Source organism: Pseudomonas wadenswilerensis, from assembly GCF_900497695.1.
In the GTDB taxonomy this organism is placed as follows: domain Bacteria; phylum Pseudomonadota; class Gammaproteobacteria; order Pseudomonadales; family Pseudomonadaceae; genus Aquipseudomonas; species Aquipseudomonas wadenswilerensis.
In genome coordinates, this window is record NZ_UIDD01000007.1 from 805723 (window position 1) to 830234 (window position 24512).

Here is a 24512-nt window from a genome sequence, read left to right on the forward strand (position 1 = left end):
CAGGGGCTCAGGCCAGCAGCGCCCTGAGATCGTGGTACAGGGCCTGCGGGATCTCCACGCCCTCCACCAGGCTGCGCGCGCGTGCTGCATAACGGCGCGCAGACGGCAGCCGCGCGCCCTGCCCTTCGATGCTCTCGAATACCGCTTCGGCGCGGGCCAGGTGCTGATCGGCGGCATCGCCCAGAAACCTGCGCGGGTCCAGGGCGATCAGCAATTCGCCGTGGTACGGCGAGGCTTTGCTGCCGTCGGCATGGGCCAGGGATTCGGCACTGGTCAAGTCGCCGATCAAGGGACCGGCGATCAGCTCGACCATTGCCGCCAGCGCCGAGCCCTTGTGCCCGCCGAAGGTCAGCATCGCACCCCGATCCAGCACGACGTTGGGGTCGGTGCTGGGCTGGCCGTGCTCGTCGACGCCCCAGCCTTCGGGAATGGCCTTGCCCGCACGCCGATGCAGTTCGATGTCACCCCGGGCGATGGCACTGGTGGCGAAGTCGAAGACATAAGGATGCTGGCCCGCCCGCGGCCAGCCGAAGGCGATGGGGTTGGTGCCGAACACCGGCCGATGCCCGCCGGCCGGCGCGACCCAGGCATGGCTGGGGGTGAACGCCAGGGCCACCAGGCCGGCCTCGGCCAGTTGCTCGATCTCGACCCATAATGCGGAAAAGTGCACACAGCGGTTGATCGCCAGGGCCGCGATGCCATTGCTGTGGGTCTTGGCTTGCAACAACGGCAAGCCGGCCTGGAACGCCAGCTGGGAGAACCCGCCGCCGGCGTCCACGCGCACGATAGAAGGCGCCTGGTCAACGACCTCGGGGCGGGCATCGGCAACCACCTTGCCGGCCTTGAGCGAGCTGACGCACCCCAGTACCCGGTACAGGCCATGGGATGCGCAGCCATCGCGTTCGCCGGCGACGATGGTGTCGCTCACCGCCTTGGCGTGGTCGGCACAAAAGCCGTTGTGCAAGAGGATCGAACAGGCAAGCGAATGGGCTTCGGACAGGGTCAGTCGGATCATGGTCATCTCCTTGGGCTGACTGTCCAGCCTGCCCTAAGCCCAGCTGCGCCGACTTGATCGCTTTAGCCCCGAGTGATGACGAACTCGGCACAGTGGGCGCGGCGGTGCGACGACTCGACTTGCCCCGCGATGGCCTCACCCGACAATTAACTACCGCAGGCCGCCCCTGTCTCGATGATTCCATGCCACCTCACTCACCACGAGATGCTTGTGATCATGTCCTCCTCCCAAACTTCCTCCTCTGAAAGTACCGTGCGCCATTTTCGCACCCTGCTCTCCCCGCTTGAAACCGCCGAGCAACCACAATGGTTGCTGGCGGCAACCCCGCCCCAGAAGCGTTTGCTCGCCAAACTGCAGCAGCACGGTCGCCAGGCCCGCAAGGCGGCCATGGAACACTTTGCCAGGCTTTCCACCGTGTACGACTACGCCAGGCAATTCGATGACTTCGGCATCAAGGACAGCAAGGACATCACCCCCGCCGACCTGGCCAGGCACAGCAACGCCGACCTTGTGACTTATACCGATTACCTGAAGCCGTATTTTCGCCTGGCATCGCTGCGCGAGGCCAAAATGGATGCCTTCGAGGCGAGCCTGCGTGAAGAAGCGCTGATTGCGCAGATCCAGGGCCATGTACAGGCGAGCGGTTCGAGTTGCCTCAACCAGGTCCTGGCCAATCTGGCGCAAGACAAGCAAGGGGAAACACCCTCCCAGGCGCTCTTGAGCACTCGTCATCCGCTGCTGCACCTGAATGTGCTGGGTAGCATCGCCGTGCCGCAGATCCTGTTGATCTGCCACGACAGCAGCGACGATAGCCACTGCGTTGCCTTCGTGCCGGGCCACCCGCAACACCCGCTGAAGGAATACCCCAACCGCCGGCACTTCCTTGCCAGCCTGCAGCGGGAACTGGAGAACGCCGAGTACCAGGCATTCTTCGAACGTTTCATCCCCGTGCGTCATCATTCGGCCTTCTGGGCCGGCTTGCACGCCACCAGCGATGCCGCCACCGGCCCGGCGCTGGCCACCGCAGCAGTGGCATCCGGGTTGCGCGGCTGGGCGTTCGACAAGATGGTCGAACGTATCACCGACGATGCCTGGACCCTGGTGCGGGCCACCTTGCCGGATGGCCTGGGTAGCAGCGGCGAGATGCGCAATTTTTCCACGCTGATTCAGAGCCACCTGATGTTGGGTGCGGGAGTCGGCGTCAGCGCAGGCGAAGAAGCGGAAGGACGCAGCCCCTCCGACAGCATCGCCCCCCTGCGCTGGGTGCGCTTGCCCGACGGCAGCCTCGAGCGCTGGCCTGTGGACCTGAGCCGCTACCGTCTGCGCGGCGATGTCGAGGCCGGCGAGCCTGATGAGCAAGGCCTCTACCAGATCAACGGCGACACTGCGATCTGCATCAACGGGCGCTTCTACCTGGTCGAGTGGCACAACGCACTGAAAAAATGGCGTATCACCAGCCGGACCGAAGAAAACCGCTACGCGCCGATCCTCGAGCACAACCAGCACGGTGCCTGGCACCATAGCCTGGAGCAGCCGCAGCATTGGAGCAGGCTGGCGCTGCTGCGGCGCCTGGGGCCGATGGTGCAGGGCTTCAGCGATGATCAACTGCTGGATTTCGCCTGCATCAGTGGCGTCAGCAACGCCCAACTGCGCCGGGTCTACAGCCTCGACGAAACGCCGCCGGCAATGTTGCGCGAAACCCTGCTGCGCGCGCGCATCCACGCCTCGGTGACCGAAACCCTGCAACTGATCAAAGAAGGCAAACCCCTGCCCGACGGCGATGAAGTGCCCGTGCTGTACAGCTTCCGGCAATTAGTGGACATTCGCCTGGACCGCGGCCCGACGTACAGCCGCCCGCGGCGCAGCCCGGGAGATGCCCCGCCGACGGGTACCTGCTCGGCCGATCAGGCCTGCAACAGGCCACCCGAGGACGTCTACCAGGAGTGGGTCAGCCGCCTGAACGCGGCCATTTTCAACCACCACTACGAACTGGCGCAGGTCAACGTCGACATCGCCGTGGTGGAACTGCAACGCCACTACCCGGACATCCCTCTGACCCTGACCCGCTTTGCCCTCAACCGCGTCAGGGCAGAAGTGCGCAATGCGTTGCGCGCCCCCGGCCAGGGTCTGCTGCGCAGCCTGAGCGAAGACTTCGACCCGTTGCAGGAAGACCTGCGCATGACCCGGGCACTGGAGGGCTTCATCAACCCATCGACCGCCAACTGGGACACCTATCGGCTGGCTGTGGGCTTGCTCGAATATCTGCAGGGCTGGCCACCGGGCACCGGCCTGGTCCTGCGCGAAAGGTACCTGGGGCCCGTCCAGGCTTCGGTCGGGCCGGTACACGTAGATTCCACCAGTGTGTACCGGGACGAGGAAGAAGGCTGGTTCGCCAGCAGTGCGCATCAGGTCCTGCATAGTCAGGACTCCACCGCGCTGGGCTTTTACCGCAGCGTGCTGTACGCCCTGGGTGAATCACTCAGCCAGGGCCTGGGCTTTGGCCTGAACGAGCCTGAACGGCTGTACCAGCAGCTTGGCGAGCTGGCCATGGCCCGCCCGGTGCGCGCGCGACTGCTGTTGGGAATGCCGGTGCATCGCCCCTGGCTCACTCCCGTAGCCCTGGATCCAGCCCAGCGCAGCGACCCGCAAGGCGGCGGCCCCGGCCTGTTCGAACGTGAATCTGTCGCCGTGCGTCTGCGCGCGCTGCACAGCGGCCAAGGCATGTTCGTGCTGAGCGCCCCCTTCGCCGAAGACTTCATTCGGGAACTGCTCAGGCGTGATGAACCGGTTCTGGAGCGGGTCCAGCAACTGGAACGCGAACATCACGCCCTGCGCAGCTTGCAGGCCTGGGTCGCAGGCGGAGCGGACATTCGGACCCGGGCTGCCCGTGCCAATGCGGCAGACCGGGTGAGGTTTGCCTGGGAATCGCAACTCAACCTGCGCATGGTCCAACTCGATCTGACTGACGCGAATCTGGACGAGTTGCCACCTGTTCCAGTGCCATTGCCGGCTGTCGAAGCGCTGACCATCAGCGAGGTGCCCATCACCACAGTCGGCGATGGCTTCCTGCAACGCCTGCCCAACCTGCGCCATATCGACCTCAATAGCCCCACGCTTGCCAACCTGCCGCAATCCCTTGGCGACCTGGCGCACCTGACGCACCTGGATCTGTCACGCACGCAAGTGCTGCCCGGGACCTTGCACATGCTGAGCCGGGCGCGCCATCTGCAGAATCTTTACCTCAATGACATGAACGTCAATGGCTTCCACTGGACTGCGCAGGACATGGCCGCTGTCAGCACAAGCCCGGTCTTGAGTACCCTGACGATAGAGCGCACCGACACCTCATTCGCCGACGGGGTCTTCGAGGTGCTGAGCCGTGCGCCCAGCCTTGTTGCCCTCAGACTGGGCGAAAGCCACTTGCACCTGGGGGCAAGCGAAGTAGCGGCACTGGCCCGGATGACCCGCTTGCGCATGCTTGATCTGTCTGGCAATACACTGGTTGCCGCACCTGACTTCAGCCAGATGAGCGACCTGGAGGATCTCAACCTGCGCAACACCGGCCTTACCCATTGGCCTGTCGGCCTGGAGCGGCTTGGGCATCTGGCCGAAGTGGATCTGCGCGGGTTGTTCTTCTACAGCGTGCCACTGGGTGCCGGGAGCAATGCCGCCCTGCAGATCCGTGAAGAGTCGATCCCCGAGGAGGATCGCGTGCGTTTTCGCAGTGAACTGGAGGCCGCCGGCGGGGATTTTTTGCTGGCGGATCACTCCAGCGCCTCGAGTGCCGGTTCAGAGAGCAGTGGCTCCGGGAGTGGCGGACACCTGCCCCCCCGAGCGCCTCGCTGCACAGCTGCTCGTCGGCCTTTCACCGCAGGACCGCCAGCAAGCAGACACCCTGCGCGCCGACCCGGCGGCGGCGAATTTTTTCGCGGTTCTGTGGCGCATGCACGGGCGCAATCGCACGCGGCTGGCTGACATCCAGGCCGTGCTTCGCGCGGCATTCAGCGACGAGGTACGCCGCGCGCTGTTTGAAGTGGTCGACGAAATCACCTGCATCGACCGGGATGCACTGATGTTCTCGCAAATGCAGAACCTGGCCGAAGCCGCACGGATCATGTCCGGCATCCCGGAAGACAGCACACCCCATGAGATGCTCGGCTTTGCCATCAGCCAATGGCGTTCGGCGCGGCTGCAGGAGTATGTGGCCGAAAGTACTGGCGCCTGGCGTCGCCAGGGCTTTGATGTCAGCGACCCGGTGGAGGTTGAGCTGTACTTTCGCCGGCACCTGGCCGAGCGCCTGGGCCTGAGGCACCCGCCCACCGAGCAGGCCTTCAGTGTCTACACCCGCTGGGTAACCCCGAACATGCTTGAGCAGGCGGCCCGCAGCGTGATCGCCGAGCAGCAGAACCTGCTTGAGCTCTATCTGGTCAGGCAGGCGTTCTGGCAACGCTACCTGCGATTCGCCCACGCGCGCCAGATGTCGTTGATCGACACCTGGCGCGCGCAGGTGGGGGGTTATCTGGATAGCCTGGCCAGCGAAGCAGAACTGCCTGGCGAACTGCCCGAGTTCGAGCACCTGCAACTGAGCCGGGTGCTGGCCCAAGTACGCGGCGTGCCAGTAGCGGAGGCACTTCCCGTCGGTCTACGGCTGAACTCAGTCCAATACACCCGAGCCTACGAGGTACTGGCCACCTTGGTCGAGCAAGCCATGATCGAGCTGAGCACGCCGTTGCTCAGTGCTTACCAGCAGCAAAGCGGCGAACCGCGTCCGGGGCCGTCCTGGCGTTCTTGAGCCAGTAACCCATCGCAGGGCAAGCCCGCTCCCATGGTTGGAGCGGGCTTGCCCCGCGATGAGTGATTTTCACACCCCCTCGACAATAATCACCTCGGCCCTCGCCACTCCCTGCCTGAACGCGCACGCCTGTTGATACTCATCCGACCGGTAACACGCCAGCGCCCGCTCATAGGATTCGAATTCGATCACCACACTGCGCTGCGGCGTCACCCTGCCCTCCACGGCCTCGCTGCGCCCACCCCGGGCCAGCAGCTTGCCGCCAAACGCGGCAAAGGCTGCCGGTGCCCGCTGGGTGTACTGCTGATACTGCTCGGGGTCGCTGACATCGACATGAGCAATCCAGTAAGCCTTCATTGCACGCTCCCGTCTCAGGTTAATTTGTATTATGGTATACCATAAAATCTAACCCAGACAGCGAGCACGCCGCAATGCCCTTCAACAGCATCGAAGACATTCTCGAGGACTACCGCCAGGGCAAGATGGTCCTGCTGGTGGACGACGAAGACCGCGAAAACGAAGGCGACCTGCTGATCGCCGCCGAACGCTGCGACGCCCAGGCCATCAGCTTCATGGCCCGTGAAGCACGGGGGCTGATCTGCCTGACCCTGACCGAGGAGCACTGCCAGCGCCTGGGCCTTGAGCAGATGGTGCCGGCCAATGGCAGCGCCTTCAGCACCGCCTTTACCGTGTCGATCGAGGCGGCGCGCGGGGTGACCACCGGCATTTCCGCCGCCGACCGCGCCTGCACGGTCGCGGCTGCCGTAGCGCCCGGTGCCCGCGCCGAAGACCTGGTGCAACCCGGGCATATCTTCCCCCTGCGCGCCCGCGAAGGCGGCGTGCTGACTCGCGCCGGGCACACAGAAGCCGGTTGCGACCTGGCACGCCTGGCCGGCTTCAGCCCCGCCTCGGTCATCGTCGAAGTGCTCAATGACGACGGCACCATGGCCCGGCGCCCGGACCTGGAAGTGTTCGCCGCCCGCCACGGGATCAAGATCGGCACCATCGCCGACCTGATTCACTACCGCCTGAGTACCGAGCAGACGGTCAAACGCATCGGTGAGCGCGAGCTGCCTACCGTGCACGGTGTCTTTCGTCTGGTGACCTATGAGGATTGCGTCGAAGGCGGCGTGCACATGGCCATGGTCATGGGCGATATCCGCCGCGAACAGCCAACGCTGGTGCGGGTGCATGTGATCGACCCGCTGCGCGACCTGGTCGGTGCCGAGTACACCGGCCCCGCCAACTGGACCCTGTGGGCGGCGCTGCAGAAGGTGGCTGACGAGGGCTGCGGGGTGGTGGTGATCCTCGCCAACCATGAGTCCTCGCAAGCCCTGCTTGAACGTGTCCCTCACCTGACCCAGCCACCGCGCCCCTACCAGCGTGGTCAATCGCGCACCTATTCGGAGGTGGGTACCGGTGCGCAGATTCTCCAGGACCTGGGCGTGGGCAAACTGCGTCACCTGGGCCCGCCGCTGAAGTATGCAGGACTTACCGGCTATAACCTGGAAGTGGTGCAGAGCATCCCGTTCGGCGCTGCCTTGTAGGGCCTATCGCGGGGCAAGCCCGCTCCCACAGTGTGGATCCCCGGGCGAGTCCTCAGCCTCGGGGAAATTGCGGCAACTCTTGCGCTCGGCCAGCTCCTTGTCGCTCGGACGCTGCGCCACGAACACGGCGCGGCCATCCTTGTAGATCTCCAGATAGCCCCATTCCAGGTCCTGTTCATGCTGACCGGGCTTGGGCGGATTGCGCCACCAGGGTTCGCGACTGATCAATTCCATGGCAATGGCTCTCGCTGAAACACATTACTTCACTATAGACGGTGAGTTCCGAAGGCTCTGGCCCGGGCCTCCCTACCCGTACAAGTGACCCGGGTGATAGCCGGTAGCCTGCAGCCTCTTGTCAAAAGTTTGGAATACCATAATATGATATCCCGTAGACCGAAAAACAATTGATGCTCCCCACTACAAGGCGGGCAACACAAAGCCCGCTCAAAACACAAGAAACGAGGGCGTACCTATGCTGTTCTCCAAACGCGCAAGCGCAGTGCTGGCTGCCAGCCTGCTGACATTGACCTGCCAGGCCGCCCTGGCCGCCGATAGCCTGAACTTCGTCAGCTGGGGCGGTACCACCCAGGATGCGCAGAAGCAGGCGTGGGCCGAGCCCTTCAGTGCCAGCAGCAAGATCCGCGTGGTCCAGGACGGCCCCACCGACTATGGCAAGCTCAAGGCCATGGTCGAAAGCGGCAACGTGCAGTGGGATGTGGTCGATGTCGAAGCGGATTTCGCCCTGCGTGCGGCAAGCGAAGGCCTGCTCGAACCGCTGGACTTCACCACCATCAAGCGTGATCGCCTCGACCCGCGTTTCGTCTCCGATCACGGTGTAGGATCGTTCTTCTTCTCCTTCGTCCTCGGCTACAACGAAGGCAAGCTCGGCGCCAACAAGCCACAAGATTGGACCGCACTGTTCGACACCAAGACCTACCCCGGCAAACGCGCCCTGTACAAGTGGCCGAGCCCCGGCGTGCTCGAACTGGCCCTGCTGGCCGACGGCGTCGCTGCCGACAAGCTCTACCCGCTGGACCTGGACCGCGCCTTCAAAAAGCTCGACACCATCAAGAAAGACATCGTCTGGTGGGGCGGCGGCGCCCAGTCGCAGCAGTTGCTGGCCTCCGGTGAGGCGAGCCTGGGCCAGTTCTGGAACGGCCGGGTCTACGCCCTGCAACAGGATGGCGCGCCAGTCGGCGTGAGCTGGAAGCAGAACCTGGTCATGGCCGACTTCCTGGTCATCCCCAAGGGCGCAAAGAACAAGGACGCGGCAATGAAGTTCCTGGCCAATGCCAGCGGCGCTCAGGGCCAGGCCGACTTTGCCAACCTCACCGCCTATGCCCCGGTCAACCTCGACAGCATCAGCCTGCTCAAGCCCGAGCTCGCGCCCAACCTGCCGACCGCCTACGCTCAGGATCAGGTGACCCTCGATTTCGCCTACTGGGCCAAGAACGGCCCGGCCATCGCCACCCGCTGGAATGAGTGGCTGGTCAAATGAAAGTCGCCATCAATGCCCTGCAAACCCCGTCCGGCGCTGCGGCCGGCGCCAAGGGAGCAGCGATGAAGCACACGCCACCCCTGCGTGAACGCTGGCGCGGCAGCCGCAACCTGCTGCCGGCCCTGTTGTTCCTCGGCCTGTTCTTTTTCGCGCCGCTGATCGGCCTGCTGCTGCGCGGCGTGCTCGAGCCCGTCCCGGGCCTGGGCAACTACGAGCAACTGTTCGCCAACTCGGCCTACGCCCGGGTACTGTTCAACACCTTCTCGGTGGCCGGCCTGGTCACCCTGATCAGCGTGCTGCTGGGCTTTCCCCTGGCCTGGGCGATCACCCTGGTGCCACGCGGCTGGGGCCGCTGGCTGCTGAACATCGTGCTGCTGTCGATGTGGACCAGCCTGCTCGCCCGTACCTACTCCTGGCTGGTGCTGCTGCAGGCCTCGGGGGTGATCAACAAAGCGCTGATGGCCCTCGGCATCGTCGATGCGCCGCTGGAAATGGTGCACAACCTCACCGGCGTGGTGATCGGCATGAGCTACATCATGATCCCGTTCATCGTCCTGCCGCTGCAGGCGACCATGCAGGCCATCGACCCGATGGTGCTGCAGGCCGGCTCCATCTGCGGCGCCAGCCCCTGGAACAACTTCTTCAAGGTGTTCCTGCCGCTGTGCCGTTCCGGGTTGTTCTCCGGGGCCTTGATGGTGTTCGTCATGTCCCTGGGTTACTACGTGACCCCGGCGCTGCTCGGTGGCGCGCAAAACATGATGCTGCCCGAGTTCATCGTCCAGCAGGTGCAGTCGTTCCTCAACTGGGGCCTGGCCAGTGCCGCCGCCGCGTTGCTGATCGCCATCACCCTGGTGCTGTTCTACTTCTACCTGAAGCTGCAACCGGAATCCCCGGTCGGCAACAGTAACGCGAGGTAAGCCAAGATGCTCCTGACGCCCAATGCCATGAGCCGGCGCCTGCGCTTCGGCCTGTACACCACCACCGGGGTGATCGCGCTGTTTTTGCTGCTGCCGATCGTGTTCATCGTCCTGCTGTCGTTCGGCTCGTCGCAATGGCTGGTGTTCCCGCCACCGGGCTGGACGCTCAAGTGGTACGAGCAGTTCTTCTCCAACGCCGAGTGGATGGAAGCGGCCCTGGCCAGCCTCAAGGTCGCGCTGCTGACCACGGTGTTTGCCGTGGCCCTCGGCCTGCCCACCGCCTTCGCCCTGGTGCGCGGGCGTTTCCCTGGCCGGGAGATGCTCTACGGCCTGTTCACCCTGCCGATGATCGTGCCGTTGGTGATCATCGCCGTGGCGGTGTATGCCCTGTTCCTCAAGCTCGGCTACACCGGCACGCTGTTTTCCTTCGTGGTCAGCCACGTGATCGTCGCCCTGCCCTTTACCATCATCTCGATCATCAACTCGCTGAAGCTGTTCGACCAGTCGATCGAAGACGCCGCGGTGATCTGCGGCGCCTCGCGCCTGCAGGCGATCGTCAAGGTGACCTTCCCGGCGATTCGCCCGGGGATGATCGCCGGCGCGCTGTTCGCCTTCCTGGTGTCGTGGGACGAGGTAGTGCTCAGCGTGATGATGGCCAGCCCCAACCTGCAGACCCTGCCGGTAAAAATGTGGACCACCCTGCGCCAGGACCTGACCCCGGTGATCGCCGTCGCTTCGACGCTGCTGATCGGCCTGTCGGTGCTGGTGATGATGATTGCCGCCGCTCTGCGCCGGCGCAACCCGGTCAGCGCCTGAGCGCCTGGAGAATAACAAGATGAGTGCAGTCCTCAACGACGGCCAACAGGCCAGGACCCTGGTCAGCCTGCGCAACCTGAACAAGCACTACGGCGACTTTGCCGCCGTGGACGACATCAGCCTGGACATCCAGGACGGTGAATTCCTCACCTTCCTCGGCTCCAGCGGCTCGGGCAAGAGCACCACCCTGTCGATGCTCGCCGGCTTCGAAACGCCGAGCAGCGGCGAGATCCTGGTCAATGGCGCCTCGCTGGTCAACGTGCCGCCGCACAAGCGCGACATCGGCATGGTGTTCCAGCGTTACTCGCTGTTCCCGCACCTGTCGGTGCGCGACAACATCGCCTTCCCCCTGGCCATCCGCAAACGCAGCGCCGCCGAACGCGACAAGCAGGTCGATGCGATGCTCAAGCTGGTGCAACTGGACAGCTTTGCCCACCGTCGCCCGGCGCAACTGTCCGGCGGCCAGCAACAGCGGGTGGCGATCGCCCGGGCGCTGGTCTATGAGCCACGCATCCTGTTGATGGATGAACCGCTGGGGGCGCTGGACAAGAAGCTGCGCGAAGACCTGCAGGATGAACTGCGCCAGTTGCACCGGCGCCTGGGCATCACCATCGTCTACGTCACCCACGATCAGGAAGAAGCCATGCGCCTGTCCCAGCGCATCGCCATTTTCAGCCACGGCAAGATCGTCGGCCTGGGCACCGGCTACGACCTCTACCAGAACCCGCCGAATGCCTTTGTCGCCTCGTTTCTGGGCAACTCCAACTTCTTGCGGGTCAAGGCTCATGGCAATGGCGCGGCGAGTTTCGAGGGGCAGCCGGTGGCGATGCGCCTTACCCCGGGGCTGGCTGAGGGTCAGGAAGTGCTGCTGATGGTCCGCCCGGAAAAAGCCCTGGCCCTGAGTGTCGAGCAAGCGGCGCGCGAGGCATTGCCAGCGGGCTGGAACGAGGTGACGGCCAGGGTCGGGGAAGTGTTGTTCCTGGGCGAGAGCCAGACCTGCAGCGTGGTGACCGCGGGCGGCACGGCGATGACGGTCAAGGCGCTGTCAGCGGCGGGGATGCCGATGCAGCCGGGCGATACGGTGAAGGTACGCTGGGCGGTGGCGGATGCTTGCGTGTATACCCAGTGGGCGGAAAGTGACCTGAACAAGGCCGCTGGGGCGCATTGAAGCCATCGCCGGCAAGGCCGGCTCCCACAGTGGATGTGTGCACGCATGACATGTGGGAGCTGGCCTTGCCAGCGATGGGCCGCAAAGCGGCCCCACAATCGGTCAGGCTGGCGCCGAGGTGCGGATCAAGTGATCAAACGCCGCCAACGAAGCCTTGGCGCCCTCGCCCAGCGCAATCACGATCTGCTTGTACGGCACGGTGGTCACGTCACCGGCAGCGAACACACCCGGCAAGTTGGTCTGGCCGCGGGCATCGACGATGATCTCGCCGCGCGGGGTCAGTTCGACCGTGCCTTTGAGCCAGTCGGTATTGGGCAGCAGGCCGATCTGCACGAAGATCCCTTCCAGCGCGAGGTCATGCAGCTCATCACTGTTGCGGTCCTTGTAGCGCAGGCCGTTGACCTTCTCGCCGTCACCGAGCACTTCGGTGGTCAGCGCACTGGTGATCACCTTGACGTTCGGCAAGCTGTGCAGCTTGCGCTGCAGCACCGCGTCGGCACGCAACTGGCTGTCGAACTCGATCAGGGTCACCTGGGCGACGATACCGGCCAGGTCAATGGCCGCTTCCACCCCCGAGTTACCGCCACCGATCACCGCCACGCGCTTGCCCTTGAACAGCGGGCCATCGCAGTGCGGGCAGTAGGCAACGCCGCGGCTACGGTATTGCTGCTCGCCCGGCACGTTCATTTCGCGCCAGCGCGCACCGGTGGCGAGGATCACGGTCTTGGCCTTGAGCGAGGCACCGCTGGCCAGGCGCACTTCGTGCAGGCCGCCGTCGGTGGCTGGAATCAAGGCTTCACCGCGCTGCAGGTTCATGATGTCGACGTCGTACTGCTTGACGTGCTCCTCAAGGGCCATGGCCAGCTTCGGCCCTTCGGTTTCCTGCACCGAGATGAAGTTCTCGATCGCCATGGTGTCGAGCACCTGACCGCCGAAACGCTCGGCGGCAACACCGGTGCGGATGCCTTTACGGGCGGCATAGATCGCCGCTGCGGCGCCCGCCGGGCCACCACCGACCACGAGAACGTCAAAGGCGTCCTTGGCGTTGATCTTCTCGGCCTGACGCTCACCGGCGCTGGTATCGAGCTTGGCGAGGATTTCTTCCAGGCCCATGCGGCCCTGGCCGAACACTTCGCCGTTGAGGTAGACGCTGGGCACGGCCATGACCTTGCGGCTCTCGACTTCGGCCTGGAACAGCGCACCGTCGATGGCGACGTGGCGAATATTGGGGTTGAGCACCGCCATCAGGTTCAGCGCCTGAACCACGTCCGGGCAGTTCTGGCACGACAGCGAGAAGTAGGTTTCAAAGTTGAACTCACCCTTGAGCGCGCTGATCTGCTCGATCACCTCTGCGCTGGCTTTGGACGGATGACCGCCGACCTGCAGCAGGGCGAGCACCAGCGAGGTGAACTCGTGGCCCATGGGGATGCCGGCAAAGCGCAGGCTAATGTCAGCTCCGGGGCGATTGAGCGAGAACGACGGACGACGGGCGTCGCGGCCATCTTCGCGCAGGGTAATCAGGCTCGACAGGCCGGCGATTTCCACCAGCAGGTCGCGCAATTCGCGGGACTTCGCGCCGTCATCGAGGGAAGCAACGATCTCGATCGGCTGAGTGACCCGCTCCAGGTAGGCTTTCAACTGAGTTTTAAGCGTGGCGTCCAACATACGGGCGATTCCTTTTTCAAACGGTAGAAATAACAACGCCCGGGCGAAAGCGCCCGGGCGTTTTGCGGGGCGGTGACAACGTCAGGTGCGGTAGACCACCGCCCTCGGCTGGCTCACGGTCTTAGATCTTGCCGACCAGGTCCAGCGATGGCGCCAGGGTCGCTTCGCCTTCTTTCCACTTGGCCGGGCAGACTTCGCCTGGGTGGGCGGCAACGTACTGGGCAGCCTTGACCTTGCGCAGCAGCTCGCTGGCGTCACGGCCTACACCACCGTCGTTGAGTTCGACGATCTTGATCTGACCTTCAGGGTTGATCACGAAGGTGCCACGGTCAGCGATACCGGCTTCTTCGATCAGCACGTCGAAGTTGCGCGAGATGACGTGGGTCGGGTCACCGATCAGCGGGTACTGGATCTTGCCGATGGTGTCCGAAGTGTCGTGCCAGGCTTTGTGGGTGAAGTGGGTGTCGGTGGACACGCCGTAGATTTCCACGCCCAGGTCTTTGAACTGCGCGTAGTTGTCGGCCAGGTCGCCCAGCTCGGTCGGGCAGACGAAGGTGAAGTCGGCCGGGTAGAAGAACACCACGGACCATTTGCCTTTCAGATCGGCATCCGAGACTTCGACGAACTTGCCCTGGTGGTAAGCGGTAGCTTTGAACGGTTTGACCTGGCTGTTGATGATAGGCATGAGTGACGCTCCTTCAGGGGGTTGAAAAAACTGATGGGAGAATCGTAGCCAATGCATTGGATTAATGCTCATTGGCAAAGCTCATGTTGTTGATTGGTTTTGGCTATAAGGCGGGGATATTAATAGAAGGGAATGATACTGAGGCTGCTGTGCAGCCTATCGCTGGCAAGCCAGCTCCCACAAAGCCAGTTGTACCTGTACCTGTGGGAGCCGGCCTTGCCGGCGATAACTTACGCCGCTTAACGCGAAGGCGTACGCAGGGTGACGAACTCTTCCGCCGCCGTAGGATGCACGCCAATGGTCTCGTCGAACTGCTGCTTGGTCGCCCCGGCCTTGAGGGCGATGCCCAGGCCCTGGATGATCTCGCCGGCGTCCGGACCGACCATATGGCAACCCAGCACGCGGTCGGTGTCGGCATCGACCACCAGCTTCATCAGGGTCTTTTCCTGTACATCGGTGAGGGTCAGCTTCATCGGCCGGAAGCGACTTTCGAAGATCTGCACCTTGTGCCCCTGCTCCAGCGCCTGCTCTTCGGTCAGGCCAACGGTGCCGATCGGTGGCTGGCTGAACACCGCCGTGGGGATGTTCAGGTAATCCACCGGGCGGTACTGCTCAGGCTTGAACAGGCGCCGGGCCACTGCCATGCCTTCGGCCAGGGCCACCGGGGTCAGCTGCACGCGGCCGATCACGTCGCCAATGGCCAGGATCGACGGCGCGGTGGTCTGGTACAGGTCATCGACACGGATAAATCCACGAGGGTCGAGCTCGACGCCGGTGTTTTCCAGGCCCAGGTTGTCGAGCATCGGCCGCCGGCCGGTGGCGTAGAACACGCAATCGGCAACCAGCTCGCGACCGTCCTTGAGCGTGGCCTTGAGGCTGCCATCATCCTGGCGCTCGATGCGCTGGATGTCGCTGTTGAACTGCAGGTCCATGCCGCGTTTTTCCAGCTCCTCCTTGAGGTGATCGCGCACCCCGCCGTCGAAGCCGCGCAGGAACAGGTCGCCGCGGTACAGCAGCGAGGTCTTGGCGCCCAGGCCCTGGAAGATCCCGGCAAACTCCACGGCGATATAACCGCCGCCGACCACCAGCACGCGCTTGGGCAGATCCTTGAGGTAGAACGCCTCGTTGGAGCTGATCGCCAGCTCCTTGCCCGGAATGTCCGGGATCTGCGGCCAGCCGCCAGTGGCAATGAGGATGTGCTCGGCGCTGTAGCGCTGGCCATCGACTTCCACCTCATGGGCCCCCGTCAGTTTGGCGTGCCCTTCGAGCAGGGTCACACCGCTGTTGACCAGCAGGTTGCGGTAGATACCGTTGAGCCGCTCGATCTCGCGGTTCTTGTTGGCGATCAGCTGGCCCCAGTCGAACTGGGCATCTTCCAGCGACCAGCCAAAGCCTGCGGCCTGCTCGAAGTCGTCGGCAAAGTGCGCGCCGTAGACCAGCAGTTTTTTCGGCACGCAGCCAACGTTGACACAGGTACCGCCCAGGTAGCGGCTTTCGGCAACCGCCACTTTTGCACCGAAGCCTGCGGCAAAGCGCGCAGCGCGCACACCGCCAGACCCGGCACCAATCACGAACAGATCAAAATCGTAGGTCATCTCGATGCTCTCAAGCTGCAAGTCTCAAGCTACAAGCTACAAGAAAAAGCCACCCGAAGGTGGCTTTATCAAACCGCTAGCTACCAGGCTCAGTACGCTTTGCCGGTCTTGTAGAAGTTCTCGAAGCAGAAGTTGGTCGCTTCGATGTAACCTTCGGCGCCACCGCAGTCGAAACGCTTGCCTTTGAACTTGTAGGCAATGACACAGCCATCCTGGGCCTGTTTCATCAGGGCGTCGGTGATCTGGATTTCACCGCCCTTGCCCGGCTCGGTTTCTTCGATCAGTTTGAAAATGTCCGGGGTCATGATGTAGCGGCCGATGATCGCCAGGTTCGACGGGGCATCTTCAGGCTTTGGCTTCTCGACCATGTTGCGTACACGGTACAGGTCGTCGCCGATCAGGTCACCGGCGATCACACCGTATTTGCTGGTTTCCTGCGGGTCGACTTCCATGATGGCAACAATGGTGCAGCGGTACTGTTTGTACAGCTTGACCATCTGCTTGAGCACGCCGTCACCTTCGAGGTGGACGCACAGGTCGTCCGCCAGCACCACGGCGAACGGCTCGTCGCCGATCAGCGGGCGACCGGTAAGGATCGCGTGGCCCAGGCCTTTCATTTCGGTCTGACGGGTGTAGGAGAACGAGCACTCGTCGAGCAGACGACGGATGCCGACCAGGTATTTTTCCTTGTCGGTGCCCTTGATCTGGTTTTCCAGCTCGTAGCTGATGTCGAAGTGGTCTTCCAGGGCGCGCTTGCCGCGACCGGTGACGATGGAAATCTCGTTCAATCCAGCTTCCAGCGCTTCTTCAACGCCGTACTGGATCAGTGGCTTGTTCACCACCGGCAGCATTTCCTTGGGCATGGCTTTGGTAGCAGGCAGGAAGCGAGTGCCGTAACCGGCTGCCGGGAACAAGCATTTCTTGATCATATACGTCCTTAACAAGGGCTTTGCGTACGAAATTCGGCGCAGTCTAATCAGGCGGCGGTCACCTTACAATGCCCCACCACCGGGCGGCCAATGCCATCATAGAGAAATCCTGGGGTGGATAGTTCCCCCGGATCATAAATATTGCGCCGGTGGCTGACCACCGGCACGTAAATCCGGGGGCATCGAGGTCCTTACAGGCCCTGCCCGACCAGTACCCCGTCAACCTTCTGGCCATAGAGGTTGACGCCATCATTGGCGTGGAACTTCAGCCGGGTTTTCTCGATCGAGCCGTCTACCAGACGCGGATCCTGCGGCCGCTCGTGGCGGTTGATGTAAGCGGCCACGTCCCAGGCCTGCTGGTCGCTCAGGCTGCCGGGCTTGCCCAGGGGCATATTGTGCTTGATGAAAGATGCGGCCGTATTGATCCGGTGCATGCCGGCGCCCCAGTTGTAGGAGTCCTTGCCCCACAACGGCGGCATCACGTAGTCCTTGGCCACTTTCTGCCCTTCGCCATTGGCGCCGTGGCAAATGGAGCACTGGGCCTGGTACACCTGCTCACCCCGTTTGAAGTCATAGCCTTCGGCCGATTGCGGTACGTCCGGGTAGCCGCGGCCAGCGCTCTCGACACCAATCGGCGCCTTGCTTGCCAGCCAGTAGGCATATACCGACAAGGCAGTCATCTGCGGGCTGTCAGCCGCCGGTGGCTTGCCGTTCATACTGAACTGAAAGCAGCCCTGGATACGCTCGGCGAAGGTGTTGACCTTGTCGTTTTTCTTGCGATAGGCCGGATACATGGGATACGCGCCCCACAGCGGCGCCGAGTTGCCCAGGCGACCCTGATCGAGGTGACAGTTGCTGCAGTTAAGGCCGTTACCGACGTATTCGGGCATCAACCTGCGCGTGTCGACGAACAAGGCATGGCCATCGCGGACCATCTTGCCGTAGGCATTGTCGGGCAGTTCGCTTTCCGCTGGCGGGGTGAAGCCTGGCGCGGCAGCAGGCGCGGACTTGAGCTGCGACTGGTCTTCCATGGCAATGGGTGCAGCATGGACGTTGCCCAGGCTCAGGGCCAGGGCGGCGAGGATCATCGGCTTCATGGCTTGACCTCCGGGCTGACAGGGTTGGCGAAGTAATTGGCCACGGCCTTAATCTCGTCATCGGTCATGGCCTTGGCCACACCGACCATCAGCTGGTTGGGGTCGTTGCTGCGGCTGCCGTCGCGCCAGGCGTTGAGCTGGGCAACCAGATAGCTGGCAGGTTGATGCGCCAATGGCGGGAAATGTTCGCCGACACCTGCACCACCGGGGCCGTGGCACTGCACGCAACCGGGGATTTTGCGGTTCCAGTCGCCATACAACGCCAGCTTCTGTACCGGATCTGCGGCCATTTGCTGGCGATGGCTGGCGCTGGCCGGTTCACTGGGCATGGCGGCCAGGGTGGCGGTGACCGCCTGGATTTCTTCAGCACTCAAGGCCTTGGCCAGCGGCTCCATGATCGGATGCTTGCGGCTGCCGGACTGAAAGTCATGCAACTGCTTGCTCAGGTAGGCTGCCGGCAGGCCGGCCAAGCGTGGAAAGCCGGCTGCGGCGATGCCCTTGGCATCCGGGCCATGGCAACCCAGGCAGGCCATGGCGGCAGGGTTCTGGCCACCCTGGGCAAATACTTTCTGGCCGTCGGCGGCGTGGACGGCAGGCAGTGAAAACAGCAGCAGGCTGCTGATCAGGATTCGATCCAGTGGGATCATCACGGACTCCATTTTCTTGTTATAAGCTTAGGCTTAATAGATATAAGCCTATGGATAGTAGGCCTATACGCCGTGAGCTACAACGCAGAAAGATGGCGAGATGCCAGCTGAATCGGTTAGCTGCTGAAGAAATTACCCGGAGATGCAGCGCGTCGCCGCGGTCTTCACATCACCCAGGCGCAGCGGGAAATTATTCAACCGCTCATACAGCTTGATGCTGCTGCCGCTGCCACGCTTGTCGATATCCACCAGCGCGGCCGGGCCGGCACCCACCTTTTGCGGCACGACCAGGCGCAAACCGTCGTGGCGTTCCTCCACGGCCAGCTGCCCACGCGACTCACTCAACTGCTGCTGCACGCAGTCGGCATATTCCTGGGGTTTCTTGCCAGAAATCACATTGAGGGTTTCCGGGCTGCGCTCCAGCTCCGACACACTTACACAGCCACCCAGCGTTACTGCCAACGCTGCTACGACCCACTTCATCAAGCACACCTCCACCACGGAAAAAAGATATGACCACGCGCAGACCATTTCGCTCCCTTGATTGGCAGTTTTATCCTGGGCCTGGCACGAAGGCCGACAGTGTAACCGACATCATGGTATCGTTTTGATTTGCTGACAGATCCAATGCGGAGTGCAACATGAAATTCGTACACCAGCGCGAGCACCTCAACGAAGATGACATCGTGGTCATCCATTGCTCCCAGCGCTGCAATATCCGCCTGATGAACGACGCCAACTTCCGCAGCTTCAAGAACGGCGGCCGCCACACCTATCATGGCGGCGCCTTCGTCGACTTCCCGGCCAAGATCACCGTGCCCAGCACCGGCTTCTGGAACATCACTATCGACACCGTGGGCCCGCGTGCATTATCGGCAGTCACCAAGCCAACCTTCACCCACACGGTGAAGATCATCCGTCGTTCGTCGTCGAAACTGAGATAAGCCCATGAGCCAGACCACCAAGTTCGTGATCAAGTACAAGATCGATGGCGAGCGACGTTTCGACTTCGCCCAGTTGACCAGCGATGCTCCCGAGCAAGTGCAGGCAGCGCTGCAACAGCTCCACGGCGAAGACGCCAAGAAGATCACTGATATCAAGGTGAGCAAAGCGCTGTAAAACCACCTCAGCACAAGGAACCCCAGGCATGAGCCAATGGCCGGACACCCGCCTCCTCGATCTGTTCGGCATCGAACTGCCGATCCTTCAGGCGCCCATGGCCGGCTCCACCGGTTCGGCCATGGCCATTGCCGTGAGCAACGCTGGCGGCCTGGGTTCACTGCCTTGTGCCACCCTGAGCCTGGAACAGATCCGCGCCGAGCTTCAAGCCTTTCGCGAGGCAAGCAACGGCCCGCTCAACGTCAACTTCTTCTGCCATCAGCCGCCCGAGCCAGACCCGGCCCGCGACGCAGCCTGGAAGCTGGCGCTCAAACCGTACTATGAAGAGCTGGGTGCCGATTTCGAGGCACCGACGCCGGTCTCCAATCGTGCGCCCTTCGACGACGCCACCTGCCAGTTGCTCGAGCAATTCAAGCCGGCGGTGGTCAGCTTCCACTTTGGCCTGCCCGAAGCCAGCCTGCTCAAGCGGGTCAAGGCCACTGGCGCCAAGGTGCTGTCCAGCGCCACTACGGTGGATGAAGCCCTGTGGCTGGAAGATCACGGCTGCGACGCAATCATTGCCATGGGCTATGAAGCCGGCGGCCATCGCGGGATGTTCCTCAGCAGCGACCTCAATACCCAGGTCGGTACGCTGGCGCTGGTGCCGCAGATTGTCGATGCGGTGAACGTGCCGGTGATTGCCGCCGGCGGCATTGGCGACCATCGCGGTATCGTCGCCGCCCTGGCCCTGGGCGCTTCGGCGGTGCAACTGGGTACCGCCTACCTGTTCTGCCCGGAAGCCAAGGTCTCGGCGGCCCATCGCCAGGCCCTGCACAGCGCCAAGGAAAGCGACACGGCAGTCACCAACCTGTTTACCGGGCGCCCGGCACGCGGTATCCGCACGCGAATCATGCGCGAACTGGGGCCCATGAGTGACCTTGCGCCCCGCTTCCCCCTGGCTGGTGGTGCGCTGATGCCGCTGCGGGCGATCAGCGAGCCGAAAGGCAACAGCGATTTCAGCAACCTCTGGTCGGGCCAGGCGCTACGCCTGGGCCAGGCCCTGCCGGCCGGTGAACTGACGCGCACACTGGCTGAAAACGCCCTCGCCCAGCTCAAACGCTGAAGCAGTACTTCCCGTTGGCCGGGCATTCGCTATATATTCACCTATATAACGAATACCCCTCAGCCTGTGGAGCTGTTTTTCATGAGTAAGTGCGCACCGCGTTTTGCCCTGGCCGCCCTGGCCACCTTCATGACCTTGAACAGCGCCTGGGCCGATGAGGTACAGGTGGCTGTTGCCGCCAACTTCACCGCACCGATCCAGGCGATTGCCAAGGACTTCGAGAAAGACACCGGCCACACGCTGGTTGCCGCCTATGGCGCTACCGGCCAGTTCTATGCGCAGATCAAGAACGGCGCGCCGTTCGAGGTGTTCCTCGCCGCCGATGACAGCACGCCGGAAAAACTCGAAAAAGAAGGCGACACGGTCAAGGGCTCGCGCTTCACCTACGCCATCGGCACCCTGGCGCTGTGGTCGGCCAAGGATGACTATGTCGATGGCAAGGGCGATGTGCTGAAGAAAAACCAGTTCAAGCACCTGTCGATTGCCAACCCGAAAGCCGCACCTTATGGCCTGGCGGCGACTCAGGTGCTGGACAAACTGCAACTGATCGAGGCCACCAAGGCCAAGATCGTCGAAGGCCAGAACATCACCCAGGCCTTCCAGTTCGTCTCCACCGGCAATGCCGAACTGGGCTTTGTCGCCCTGTCGCAGATCTACAAGGACGGCAAGGTCAGCAGCGGTTCGGCCTGGATCGTGCCGTCCAACCTGCATGAGCCAATCAAGCAGGACGCGGTGATCCTCAACAAAGGCAAGGACAGCACCGCAGCCAAAGCCCTGGTTGAATACCTCAAAGGCCCGAAAGCCGCTGCCGTGATCAAGTCCTACGGTTACGAAATCTGATGCCACTGGATGCCAGCGACCTCGGCGCCATCTGGCTGACCTTCAAACTGGCCAGCCTGACCACGCTGATCCTGTTGCTCATCGGTACTCCCATCGCCTGGTGGCTGGCGCGCACACGCTCGTGGCTGCGCGGGCCGGTGGGCGCGGTGGTGGCCCTGCCCTTGGTGCTGCCACCGACGGTGATCGGCTTCTACCTGTTGCTGGCCCTGGGGCCCAACGGCTGGATCGGCCAGACCACCGAAGCGCTGGGGCTGGGCACCGTGGTGTTCAGCTTCAGCGGCCTGGTGATCGGTTCGGTGGTTTATTCGATGCCCTTCGTCGTGCAACCCTTGCAGAACGCCTTCAGCGCCATTGGTGAACGGCCGCTGGAGGTGGCTGCGACCTTGCGCGCCAGCCCCTGGGACTGTTTCGTTCATGTGGTGTTGCCCTTGGCGCGCCCTGGCTTCATCACCGCCAGCATCCTCGGCTTTGCCCACACCGTCGGCGAGTTCGGCGTGGTGCTGATGATCGGCGGCAATATTCCCGACAAGACCCGGGTGGTGTCGGTGCAGATCTTCGACCATGTCGAGGCCATGGAGTACCTGCAGGCCCACTGGCTGGCCGGGGCCATGCTGGTGTTCTCTTTCCTCGTGCTGCTGGCGCTGTATTCCAGCCGCCGCGGCAAATCGGCCTGGAGCTGAGCATGGCAGCGATGATTCACGCCCGCTTGAAACTGGCGCGCGACGACTTCAGCCTGGATGTCGACCTGCAACTGCCCGGGCGCGGCATCAGCGCCCTGTTCGGCCATTCCGGCTCGGGCAAGACCACGTGCCTGCGCTGCCTGGCCGGGCTTGAGCGCGCGACCGAGGCTTACATCGAGGTCAACGGCGAAATCTGGCAGGACTCGCGCCGCGAACATTTCGTCGCCCCGCATCAACGCCCGATCGGCTATGTCTTCCAGGAGGCCAGCTTGTTTGCGCACCTGTCGGTGCTCGCCAACCTGACCTTCGGCTACAAACGCATCCCCGCCCAGCTGCGCAAGGTCAGCCTTGAGCAGGCCTGCGAACTGCTCGGCATCGAGCACCTGCTGGAGCGCAAGCCTGCGACGCTTTCCGGCGGCGAAGCCCAGCGCGTGGGCATTGCCCGGGCGCTGCTGAGCAGCCCGCAACTGTTGTTGATGGACGAGCCGCTGGCGGCCCTCGATGGCCCGCGCAAGCGCGAGATCCTGCCGTACCTTGAGCGCCTGCACAGCGAACTGGAGATTCCGCTGATCTACGTCAGCCATGCCCAGGACGAAGTCGCGCGCCTGGCCGATCACCTGGTGCTATTGGAACAGGGCAAGGTCCAGGCCAGCGGCCCGATCGCCGCCACCCTCGCCCGCCTCGATCTGCCCCTGGCCCAGGGCGATGATGCCGGGGTGATCATCGAAGGCCAGGTCAGCGCCTACAACAGCGACTACCAGTTGCTCAGCCTGCAACTGCCGCACAGCGACTTGCAGGTGCGCGTTGCCCACGAACCGCTGGCCGTCGGCATGCCGTTGCGCCTGAAGGTCCAGGCGCGTGACGTCAGCCTGAGCCTGGGCGCCGATCAGCAATCGAGCATCCTCAATCGCCTGCCGGTGACGGTCAGCGGCCACCGCCCGGCCGACAACAGCGCCCATGTGCTGGTCAGCCTGGACGCGGCCGGCACCACCTTGCTGGCGCGCATCACCCGCTATTCCGCCGACCAGCTCAAGTTGCATGCCGGGCAGTCGCTATGGGCACAGATCAAGTCGGTGGCACTGTTGGGTTGACGTTGCGGTCCATAGTACAAGCCCCGTCACTGGACCCGCGCCATGCCCGACACCGCCCTGCCCGCCGCCTTGCAGTATGTCGATGACACCCAGCCCGGCCTGCGCCGCAAGACGCTGCGCGGCAGGTTCGTCTACCTCGATGCACAAGGCAACCGGGTCACCGACCCGGCCACCCTCGAGCGGATCAAGGCCCTGGTGATCCCGCCGGCCTACACCGATGTATGGATCTGTGCCGACCCGCGAGGCCACCTGCAGGCTACCGGCCGTGATGCCCGCGGACGCAAGCAGTACCGCTACCATGCCGACTGGCGCAGCTATCGCGACAGCCACAAGTACTCACGCATGCTGGCCTTCGCCAGCCTCTTGCCCAAGGTGCGCCGGCAACTGGACAGTCATCTGGCGCGGCCGGGGCTTGATCGACAGAAGGTCATGGCCCTGGTGGTCAGCCTGCTCGACAGCACCTTGATCCGCATCGGCAATCGCCAGTACGCCCGCGACAACAAGTCCTTCGGTCTGACCACCCTGCGCAACCGTCACGTCAAGGTCAACGGCAGCGCCATCCGCTTTCAGTTTCGCGGCAAGAGCGGCATCGAACATCGGGTGACCCTGAAGAACCGGCGTCTGGCCAACCTGGTCAAACGCTGCATGGACCTGCCCGGCCAGGACCTGTTCCAGTACCAGGATGAACAGGGCCAGCGCCACAGCGTCGGCTCGGCCGACGTCAACGCCTACCTGCAGGAACTGACCGGCAGCGATTTCACCGCCAAGGACTACCGTACCTGGGCCGGCAGCGCCCTGGCCTTGAGCCTGTTGCGCCAGCTTGAGTGGCAGCCGGAGCAGGAAGCCAAGCGGCAGATCGTCGAGACCGTCAAACAGGTCGCCAGCCGCCTGGGCAATACCCCGGCAGTATGCCGGCGCTGCTATATCCATCCGGCGCTGCTGGAGCATTTCACCCTGGGCGGGCTGGCCAAGCTACCACGGCCACGCACCCGCAAGGGGCTGGAGGCCGAGGAAGTGGCCCTGGCGTTGTTTCTGCAAAACCTCCCTGCCCCTTGAAAAGCCATTCAGCGAAACCCACCTTCACTATCATGCAGAGAAATTTCCCATATTCCTTCAACCCCCCTATGCTTGCGGGTATGAGCAGTACTCGCTGTTCGGGAGCGCTCATCCAGCCAATCGGCACCTGCGACTAAAGACTCACTACAGAATCTGTGTTCGGGGGAATTAATATCCGCCGAAAGCGTCTTTAATGAAGGGAAAGAGGGATGCACCCCCTGTGTGATCCCGGCTTCTGCGGGCTACGCCTGCA

At 63.2% G+C, this 24512-nt stretch carries 24 protein-coding genes; 14 read left to right on the forward strand and 10 right to left on the reverse strand.

Features of this window, described 5'->3' with window-relative positions:
• Positions 1-7 precede the first annotated feature (7 nt).
• Positions 8-1015 carry an Ldh family oxidoreductase gene (locus tag CCOS864_RS14720; RefSeq protein ID WP_115086974.1) on the reverse strand — a complete coding sequence of 336 codons (1008 nt, stop codon included), beginning with the start codon at positions 1013-1015 and terminating at the stop codon, positions 8-10.
• Positions 1016-1231: 216 nt separating this feature from the next.
• On the opposite strand from CCOS864_RS14720, the gene CCOS864_RS14725 reads away from it, so the two are divergent.
• Positions 1232-4990: a dermonecrotic toxin domain-containing protein gene (locus CCOS864_RS14725; RefSeq protein ID WP_167458896.1), complete on the forward strand. Its 3759-nt coding sequence runs from the start codon at positions 1232-1234 to the stop codon at positions 4988-4990.
• Positions 4950-5807, forward strand: coding sequence for an NEL-type E3 ubiquitin ligase domain-containing protein (locus CCOS864_RS14730; RefSeq protein ID WP_420849234.1), 858 nt, complete (start codon positions 4950-4952; stop codon positions 5805-5807). The genes CCOS864_RS14725 and CCOS864_RS14730 overlap by 41 nt, the downstream gene beginning before the upstream one ends.
• 69 nt (positions 5808-5876) lie before the next feature.
• Here the strand turns inward: CCOS864_RS14730 and CCOS864_RS14735 are convergent, their stop codons facing one another.
• Entirely contained in the window at positions 5877-6164 is a 288-nt protein-coding gene (locus CCOS864_RS14735; protein ID WP_115086976.1) for a DUF1330 domain-containing protein, read from the reverse strand.
• 74 nt (positions 6165-6238) lie between these two features.
• Here CCOS864_RS14735 and ribBA point away from each other — a divergent pair, with 74 nt between their 5' ends.
• Positions 6239-7354 (forward strand): bifunctional 3,4-dihydroxy-2-butanone-4-phosphate synthase/GTP cyclohydrolase II, encoded by a 1116-nt coding sequence (ribBA, locus tag CCOS864_RS14740; RefSeq protein WP_115086977.1) that lies wholly within the window; start codon positions 6239-6241, stop codon positions 7352-7354.
• Positions 7355-7357: 3 nt separating this feature from the next.
• On the opposite strand, the gene CCOS864_RS14745 is transcribed toward ribBA, so the two are convergent.
• A complete protein-coding gene (locus tag CCOS864_RS14745; RefSeq protein ID WP_115086978.1) occupies positions 7358-7588 on the reverse strand; it encodes a hypothetical protein in 231 nt (76 codons plus the stop codon).
• A 238-nt stretch (positions 7589-7826) separates the two neighbouring features.
• On the opposite strand from CCOS864_RS14745, the gene CCOS864_RS14750 reads away from it, so the two are divergent.
• From CCOS864_RS14750 to CCOS864_RS14765, 4 genes are read left to right on the forward strand one after another with little or no spacing between them, the layout of a single operon-like run.
• Positions 7827-8852 carry an ABC transporter substrate-binding protein gene (locus tag CCOS864_RS14750; RefSeq protein ID WP_115086979.1) on the forward strand — a complete coding sequence of 342 codons (1026 nt, stop codon included), beginning with the start codon at positions 7827-7829 and terminating at the stop codon, positions 8850-8852.
• Positions 8849-9769, forward strand: a complete 921-nt coding sequence (locus tag CCOS864_RS14755) for an ABC transporter permease (RefSeq protein ID WP_115086980.1) — start codon at positions 8849-8851, stop codon at positions 9767-9769. Before CCOS864_RS14750 ends, CCOS864_RS14755 begins: the two co-directional genes overlap by 4 nt.
• Before the next feature lie 6 nt (positions 9770-9775).
• Positions 9776-10585 (forward strand): ABC transporter permease, encoded by an 810-nt coding sequence (locus CCOS864_RS14760; RefSeq protein WP_115086981.1) that lies wholly within the window; start codon positions 9776-9778, stop codon positions 10583-10585.
• A 19-nt stretch (positions 10586-10604) separates the two neighbouring features.
• Positions 10605-11753 (forward strand): ABC transporter ATP-binding protein, encoded by a 1149-nt coding sequence (locus CCOS864_RS14765; RefSeq protein ID WP_115086982.1) that lies wholly within the window; start codon positions 10605-10607, stop codon positions 11751-11753.
• Positions 11754-11855: 102 nt separating this feature from the next.
• Here the strand turns inward: CCOS864_RS14765 and ahpF are convergent, their stop codons facing one another.
• From ahpF to CCOS864_RS14800, 7 genes are all read right to left on the reverse strand, one after another.
• Positions 11856-13418, reverse strand: coding sequence for an alkyl hydroperoxide reductase subunit F (ahpF, locus tag CCOS864_RS14770; RefSeq protein WP_115086983.1), 1563 nt, complete (start codon positions 13416-13418; stop codon positions 11856-11858).
• Between the two features lie 121 nt (positions 13419-13539).
• Complete coding sequence (gene ahpC / locus CCOS864_RS14775) at positions 13540-14103, reverse strand: alkyl hydroperoxide reductase subunit C (RefSeq protein WP_010223911.1); 564 nt, start codon at positions 14101-14103, stop codon at positions 13540-13542.
• Positions 14104-14342: 239 nt separating this feature from the next.
• A complete protein-coding gene (gene gorA / locus CCOS864_RS14780) occupies positions 14343-15698 on the reverse strand; it encodes a glutathione-disulfide reductase (protein ID WP_115086984.1) in 1356 nt (451 codons plus the stop codon).
• 89 nt (positions 15699-15787) lie between these two features.
• On the reverse strand, positions 15788-16627 hold the full coding sequence (gene galU, locus CCOS864_RS14785; RefSeq protein WP_107023102.1) for a UTP--glucose-1-phosphate uridylyltransferase GalU: 840 nt from the start codon (positions 16625-16627) through the stop codon (positions 15788-15790).
• A 191-nt stretch (positions 16628-16818) separates the two neighbouring features.
• The gene (locus CCOS864_RS14790; RefSeq protein ID WP_115086985.1) at positions 16819-17724 is read right to left on the reverse strand and encodes a c-type cytochrome; all 906 of its coding nucleotides are present in this window, start codon (positions 17722-17724) and stop codon (positions 16819-16821) included.
• The gene (locus tag CCOS864_RS14795; protein WP_115086986.1) at positions 17721-18371 is read right to left on the reverse strand and encodes a c-type cytochrome; all 651 of its coding nucleotides are present in this window, start codon (positions 18369-18371) and stop codon (positions 17721-17723) included. Before CCOS864_RS14795 ends, CCOS864_RS14790 begins: the two co-directional genes overlap by 4 nt.
• Positions 18372-18503: 132 nt before the next feature.
• Positions 18504-18854 (reverse strand): hypothetical protein, encoded by a 351-nt coding sequence (locus CCOS864_RS14800; protein ID WP_115086987.1) that lies wholly within the window; start codon positions 18852-18854, stop codon positions 18504-18506.
• 158 nt (positions 18855-19012) lie between these two features.
• Here CCOS864_RS14800 and CCOS864_RS14805 point away from each other — a divergent pair, with 158 nt between their 5' ends.
• The 7 genes from CCOS864_RS14805 (at position 19013) to CCOS864_RS14830 (ending at position 24259) form a co-directional block, all read left to right on the forward strand.
• A complete protein-coding gene (locus CCOS864_RS14805; protein ID WP_115086988.1) occupies positions 19013-19315 on the forward strand; it encodes a DUF1883 domain-containing protein in 303 nt (100 codons plus the stop codon).
• Between the two features lie 4 nt (positions 19316-19319).
• On the forward strand, positions 19320-19490 hold the full coding sequence (locus CCOS864_RS28250; protein WP_167458897.1) for a hypothetical protein: 171 nt from the start codon (positions 19320-19322) through the stop codon (positions 19488-19490).
• A gap of 28 nt (positions 19491-19518) precedes the next feature.
• On the forward strand, positions 19519-20592 hold the full coding sequence (locus tag CCOS864_RS14810; protein ID WP_115086989.1) for an NAD(P)H-dependent flavin oxidoreductase: 1074 nt from the start codon (positions 19519-19521) through the stop codon (positions 20590-20592).
• A gap of 81 nt (positions 20593-20673) precedes the next feature.
• Positions 20674-21432: a molybdate ABC transporter substrate-binding protein gene (modA, locus tag CCOS864_RS14815; RefSeq protein ID WP_115086990.1), complete on the forward strand. Its 759-nt coding sequence runs from the start codon at positions 20674-20676 to the stop codon at positions 21430-21432.
• On the forward strand, positions 21432-22112 hold the full coding sequence (modB, locus tag CCOS864_RS14820; protein WP_115086991.1) for a molybdate ABC transporter permease subunit: 681 nt from the start codon (positions 21432-21434) through the stop codon (positions 22110-22112). Before modA ends, modB begins: the two co-directional genes overlap by 1 nt.
• Before the next feature lie 2 nt (positions 22113-22114).
• Positions 22115-23203 carry a molybdenum ABC transporter ATP-binding protein gene (gene modC, locus CCOS864_RS14825; protein WP_115086992.1) on the forward strand — a complete coding sequence of 363 codons (1089 nt, stop codon included), beginning with the start codon at positions 22115-22117 and terminating at the stop codon, positions 23201-23203.
• A 42-nt stretch (positions 23204-23245) separates the two neighbouring features.
• Complete coding sequence (locus tag CCOS864_RS14830) at positions 23246-24259, forward strand: DNA topoisomerase IB (RefSeq protein WP_115086993.1); 1014 nt, start codon at positions 23246-23248, stop codon at positions 24257-24259.
• Positions 24260-24512: the final 253 nt, after the last annotated feature.

What these genes read in the sequence shown, in the direction of transcription:
- CCOS864_RS14760 (WP_115086981.1), top strand. Translation starts at nt 9,776, where the DNA reads ATGCTCCTGACGCCCAATGCCATGAGCCGGCGCCTGCGCTTCGGCCTG.
- CCOS864_RS14805 (WP_115086988.1), top strand. Translation starts at nt 19,013, where the DNA reads ATGAAATTCGTACACCAGCGCGAGCACCTCAACGAAGATGACATCGTG.
- CCOS864_RS14725 (WP_167458896.1), top strand. Translation starts at nt 1,232, where the DNA reads ATGTCCTCCTCCCAAACTTCCTCCTCTGAAAGTACCGTGCGCCATTTT.
- galU (WP_107023102.1), bottom strand. Translation starts at nt 16,627, where the DNA reads ATGATCAAGAAATGCTTGTTCCCGGCAGCCGGTTACGGCACTCGCTTC.
- ribBA (WP_115086977.1), top strand. Translation starts at nt 6,239, where the DNA reads ATGCCCTTCAACAGCATCGAAGACATTCTCGAGGACTACCGCCAGGGC.
- modB (WP_115086991.1), top strand. Translation starts at nt 21,432, where the DNA reads ATGCCACTGGATGCCAGCGACCTCGGCGCCATCTGGCTGACCTTCAAA.
- CCOS864_RS14795 (WP_115086986.1), bottom strand. Translation starts at nt 18,371, where the DNA reads ATGATCCCACTGGATCGAATCCTGATCAGCAGCCTGCTGCTGTTTTCA.
- ahpF (WP_115086983.1), bottom strand. Translation starts at nt 13,418, where the DNA reads ATGTTGGACGCCACGCTTAAAACTCAGTTGAAAGCCTACCTGGAGCGG.
- CCOS864_RS14720 (WP_115086974.1), bottom strand. Translation starts at nt 1,015, where the DNA reads ATGATCCGACTGACCCTGTCCGAAGCCCATTCGCTTGCCTGTTCGATC.
- CCOS864_RS14750 (WP_115086979.1), top strand. Translation starts at nt 7,827, where the DNA reads ATGCTGTTCTCCAAACGCGCAAGCGCAGTGCTGGCTGCCAGCCTGCTG.
- gorA (WP_115086984.1), bottom strand. Translation starts at nt 15,698, where the DNA reads ATGACCTACGATTTTGATCTGTTCGTGATTGGTGCCGGGTCTGGCGGT.
- CCOS864_RS14755 (WP_115086980.1), top strand. Translation starts at nt 8,849, where the DNA reads ATGAAAGTCGCCATCAATGCCCTGCAAACCCCGTCCGGCGCTGCGGCC.
- modA (WP_115086990.1), top strand. Translation starts at nt 20,674, where the DNA reads ATGAGTAAGTGCGCACCGCGTTTTGCCCTGGCCGCCCTGGCCACCTTC.
- CCOS864_RS14830 (WP_115086993.1), top strand. Translation starts at nt 23,246, where the DNA reads ATGCCCGACACCGCCCTGCCCGCCGCCTTGCAGTATGTCGATGACACC.
- CCOS864_RS14735 (WP_115086976.1), bottom strand. Translation starts at nt 6,164, where the DNA reads ATGAAGGCTTACTGGATTGCTCATGTCGATGTCAGCGACCCCGAGCAG.
- CCOS864_RS14765 (WP_115086982.1), top strand. Translation starts at nt 10,605, where the DNA reads ATGAGTGCAGTCCTCAACGACGGCCAACAGGCCAGGACCCTGGTCAGC.
- modC (WP_115086992.1), top strand. Translation starts at nt 22,115, where the DNA reads ATGGCAGCGATGATTCACGCCCGCTTGAAACTGGCGCGCGACGACTTC.
- CCOS864_RS28250 (WP_167458897.1), top strand. Translation starts at nt 19,320, where the DNA reads ATGAGCCAGACCACCAAGTTCGTGATCAAGTACAAGATCGATGGCGAG.
- CCOS864_RS14800 (WP_115086987.1), bottom strand. Translation starts at nt 18,854, where the DNA reads ATGAAGTGGGTCGTAGCAGCGTTGGCAGTAACGCTGGGTGGCTGTGTA.
- CCOS864_RS14810 (WP_115086989.1), top strand. Translation starts at nt 19,519, where the DNA reads ATGAGCCAATGGCCGGACACCCGCCTCCTCGATCTGTTCGGCATCGAA.
- CCOS864_RS14745 (WP_115086978.1), bottom strand. Translation starts at nt 7,588, where the DNA reads ATGGAATTGATCAGTCGCGAACCCTGGTGGCGCAATCCGCCCAAGCCC.
- ahpC (WP_010223911.1), bottom strand. Translation starts at nt 14,103, where the DNA reads ATGCCTATCATCAACAGCCAGGTCAAACCGTTCAAAGCTACCGCTTAC.
- CCOS864_RS14790 (WP_115086985.1), bottom strand. Translation starts at nt 17,724, where the DNA reads ATGAAGCCGATGATCCTCGCCGCCCTGGCCCTGAGCCTGGGCAACGTC.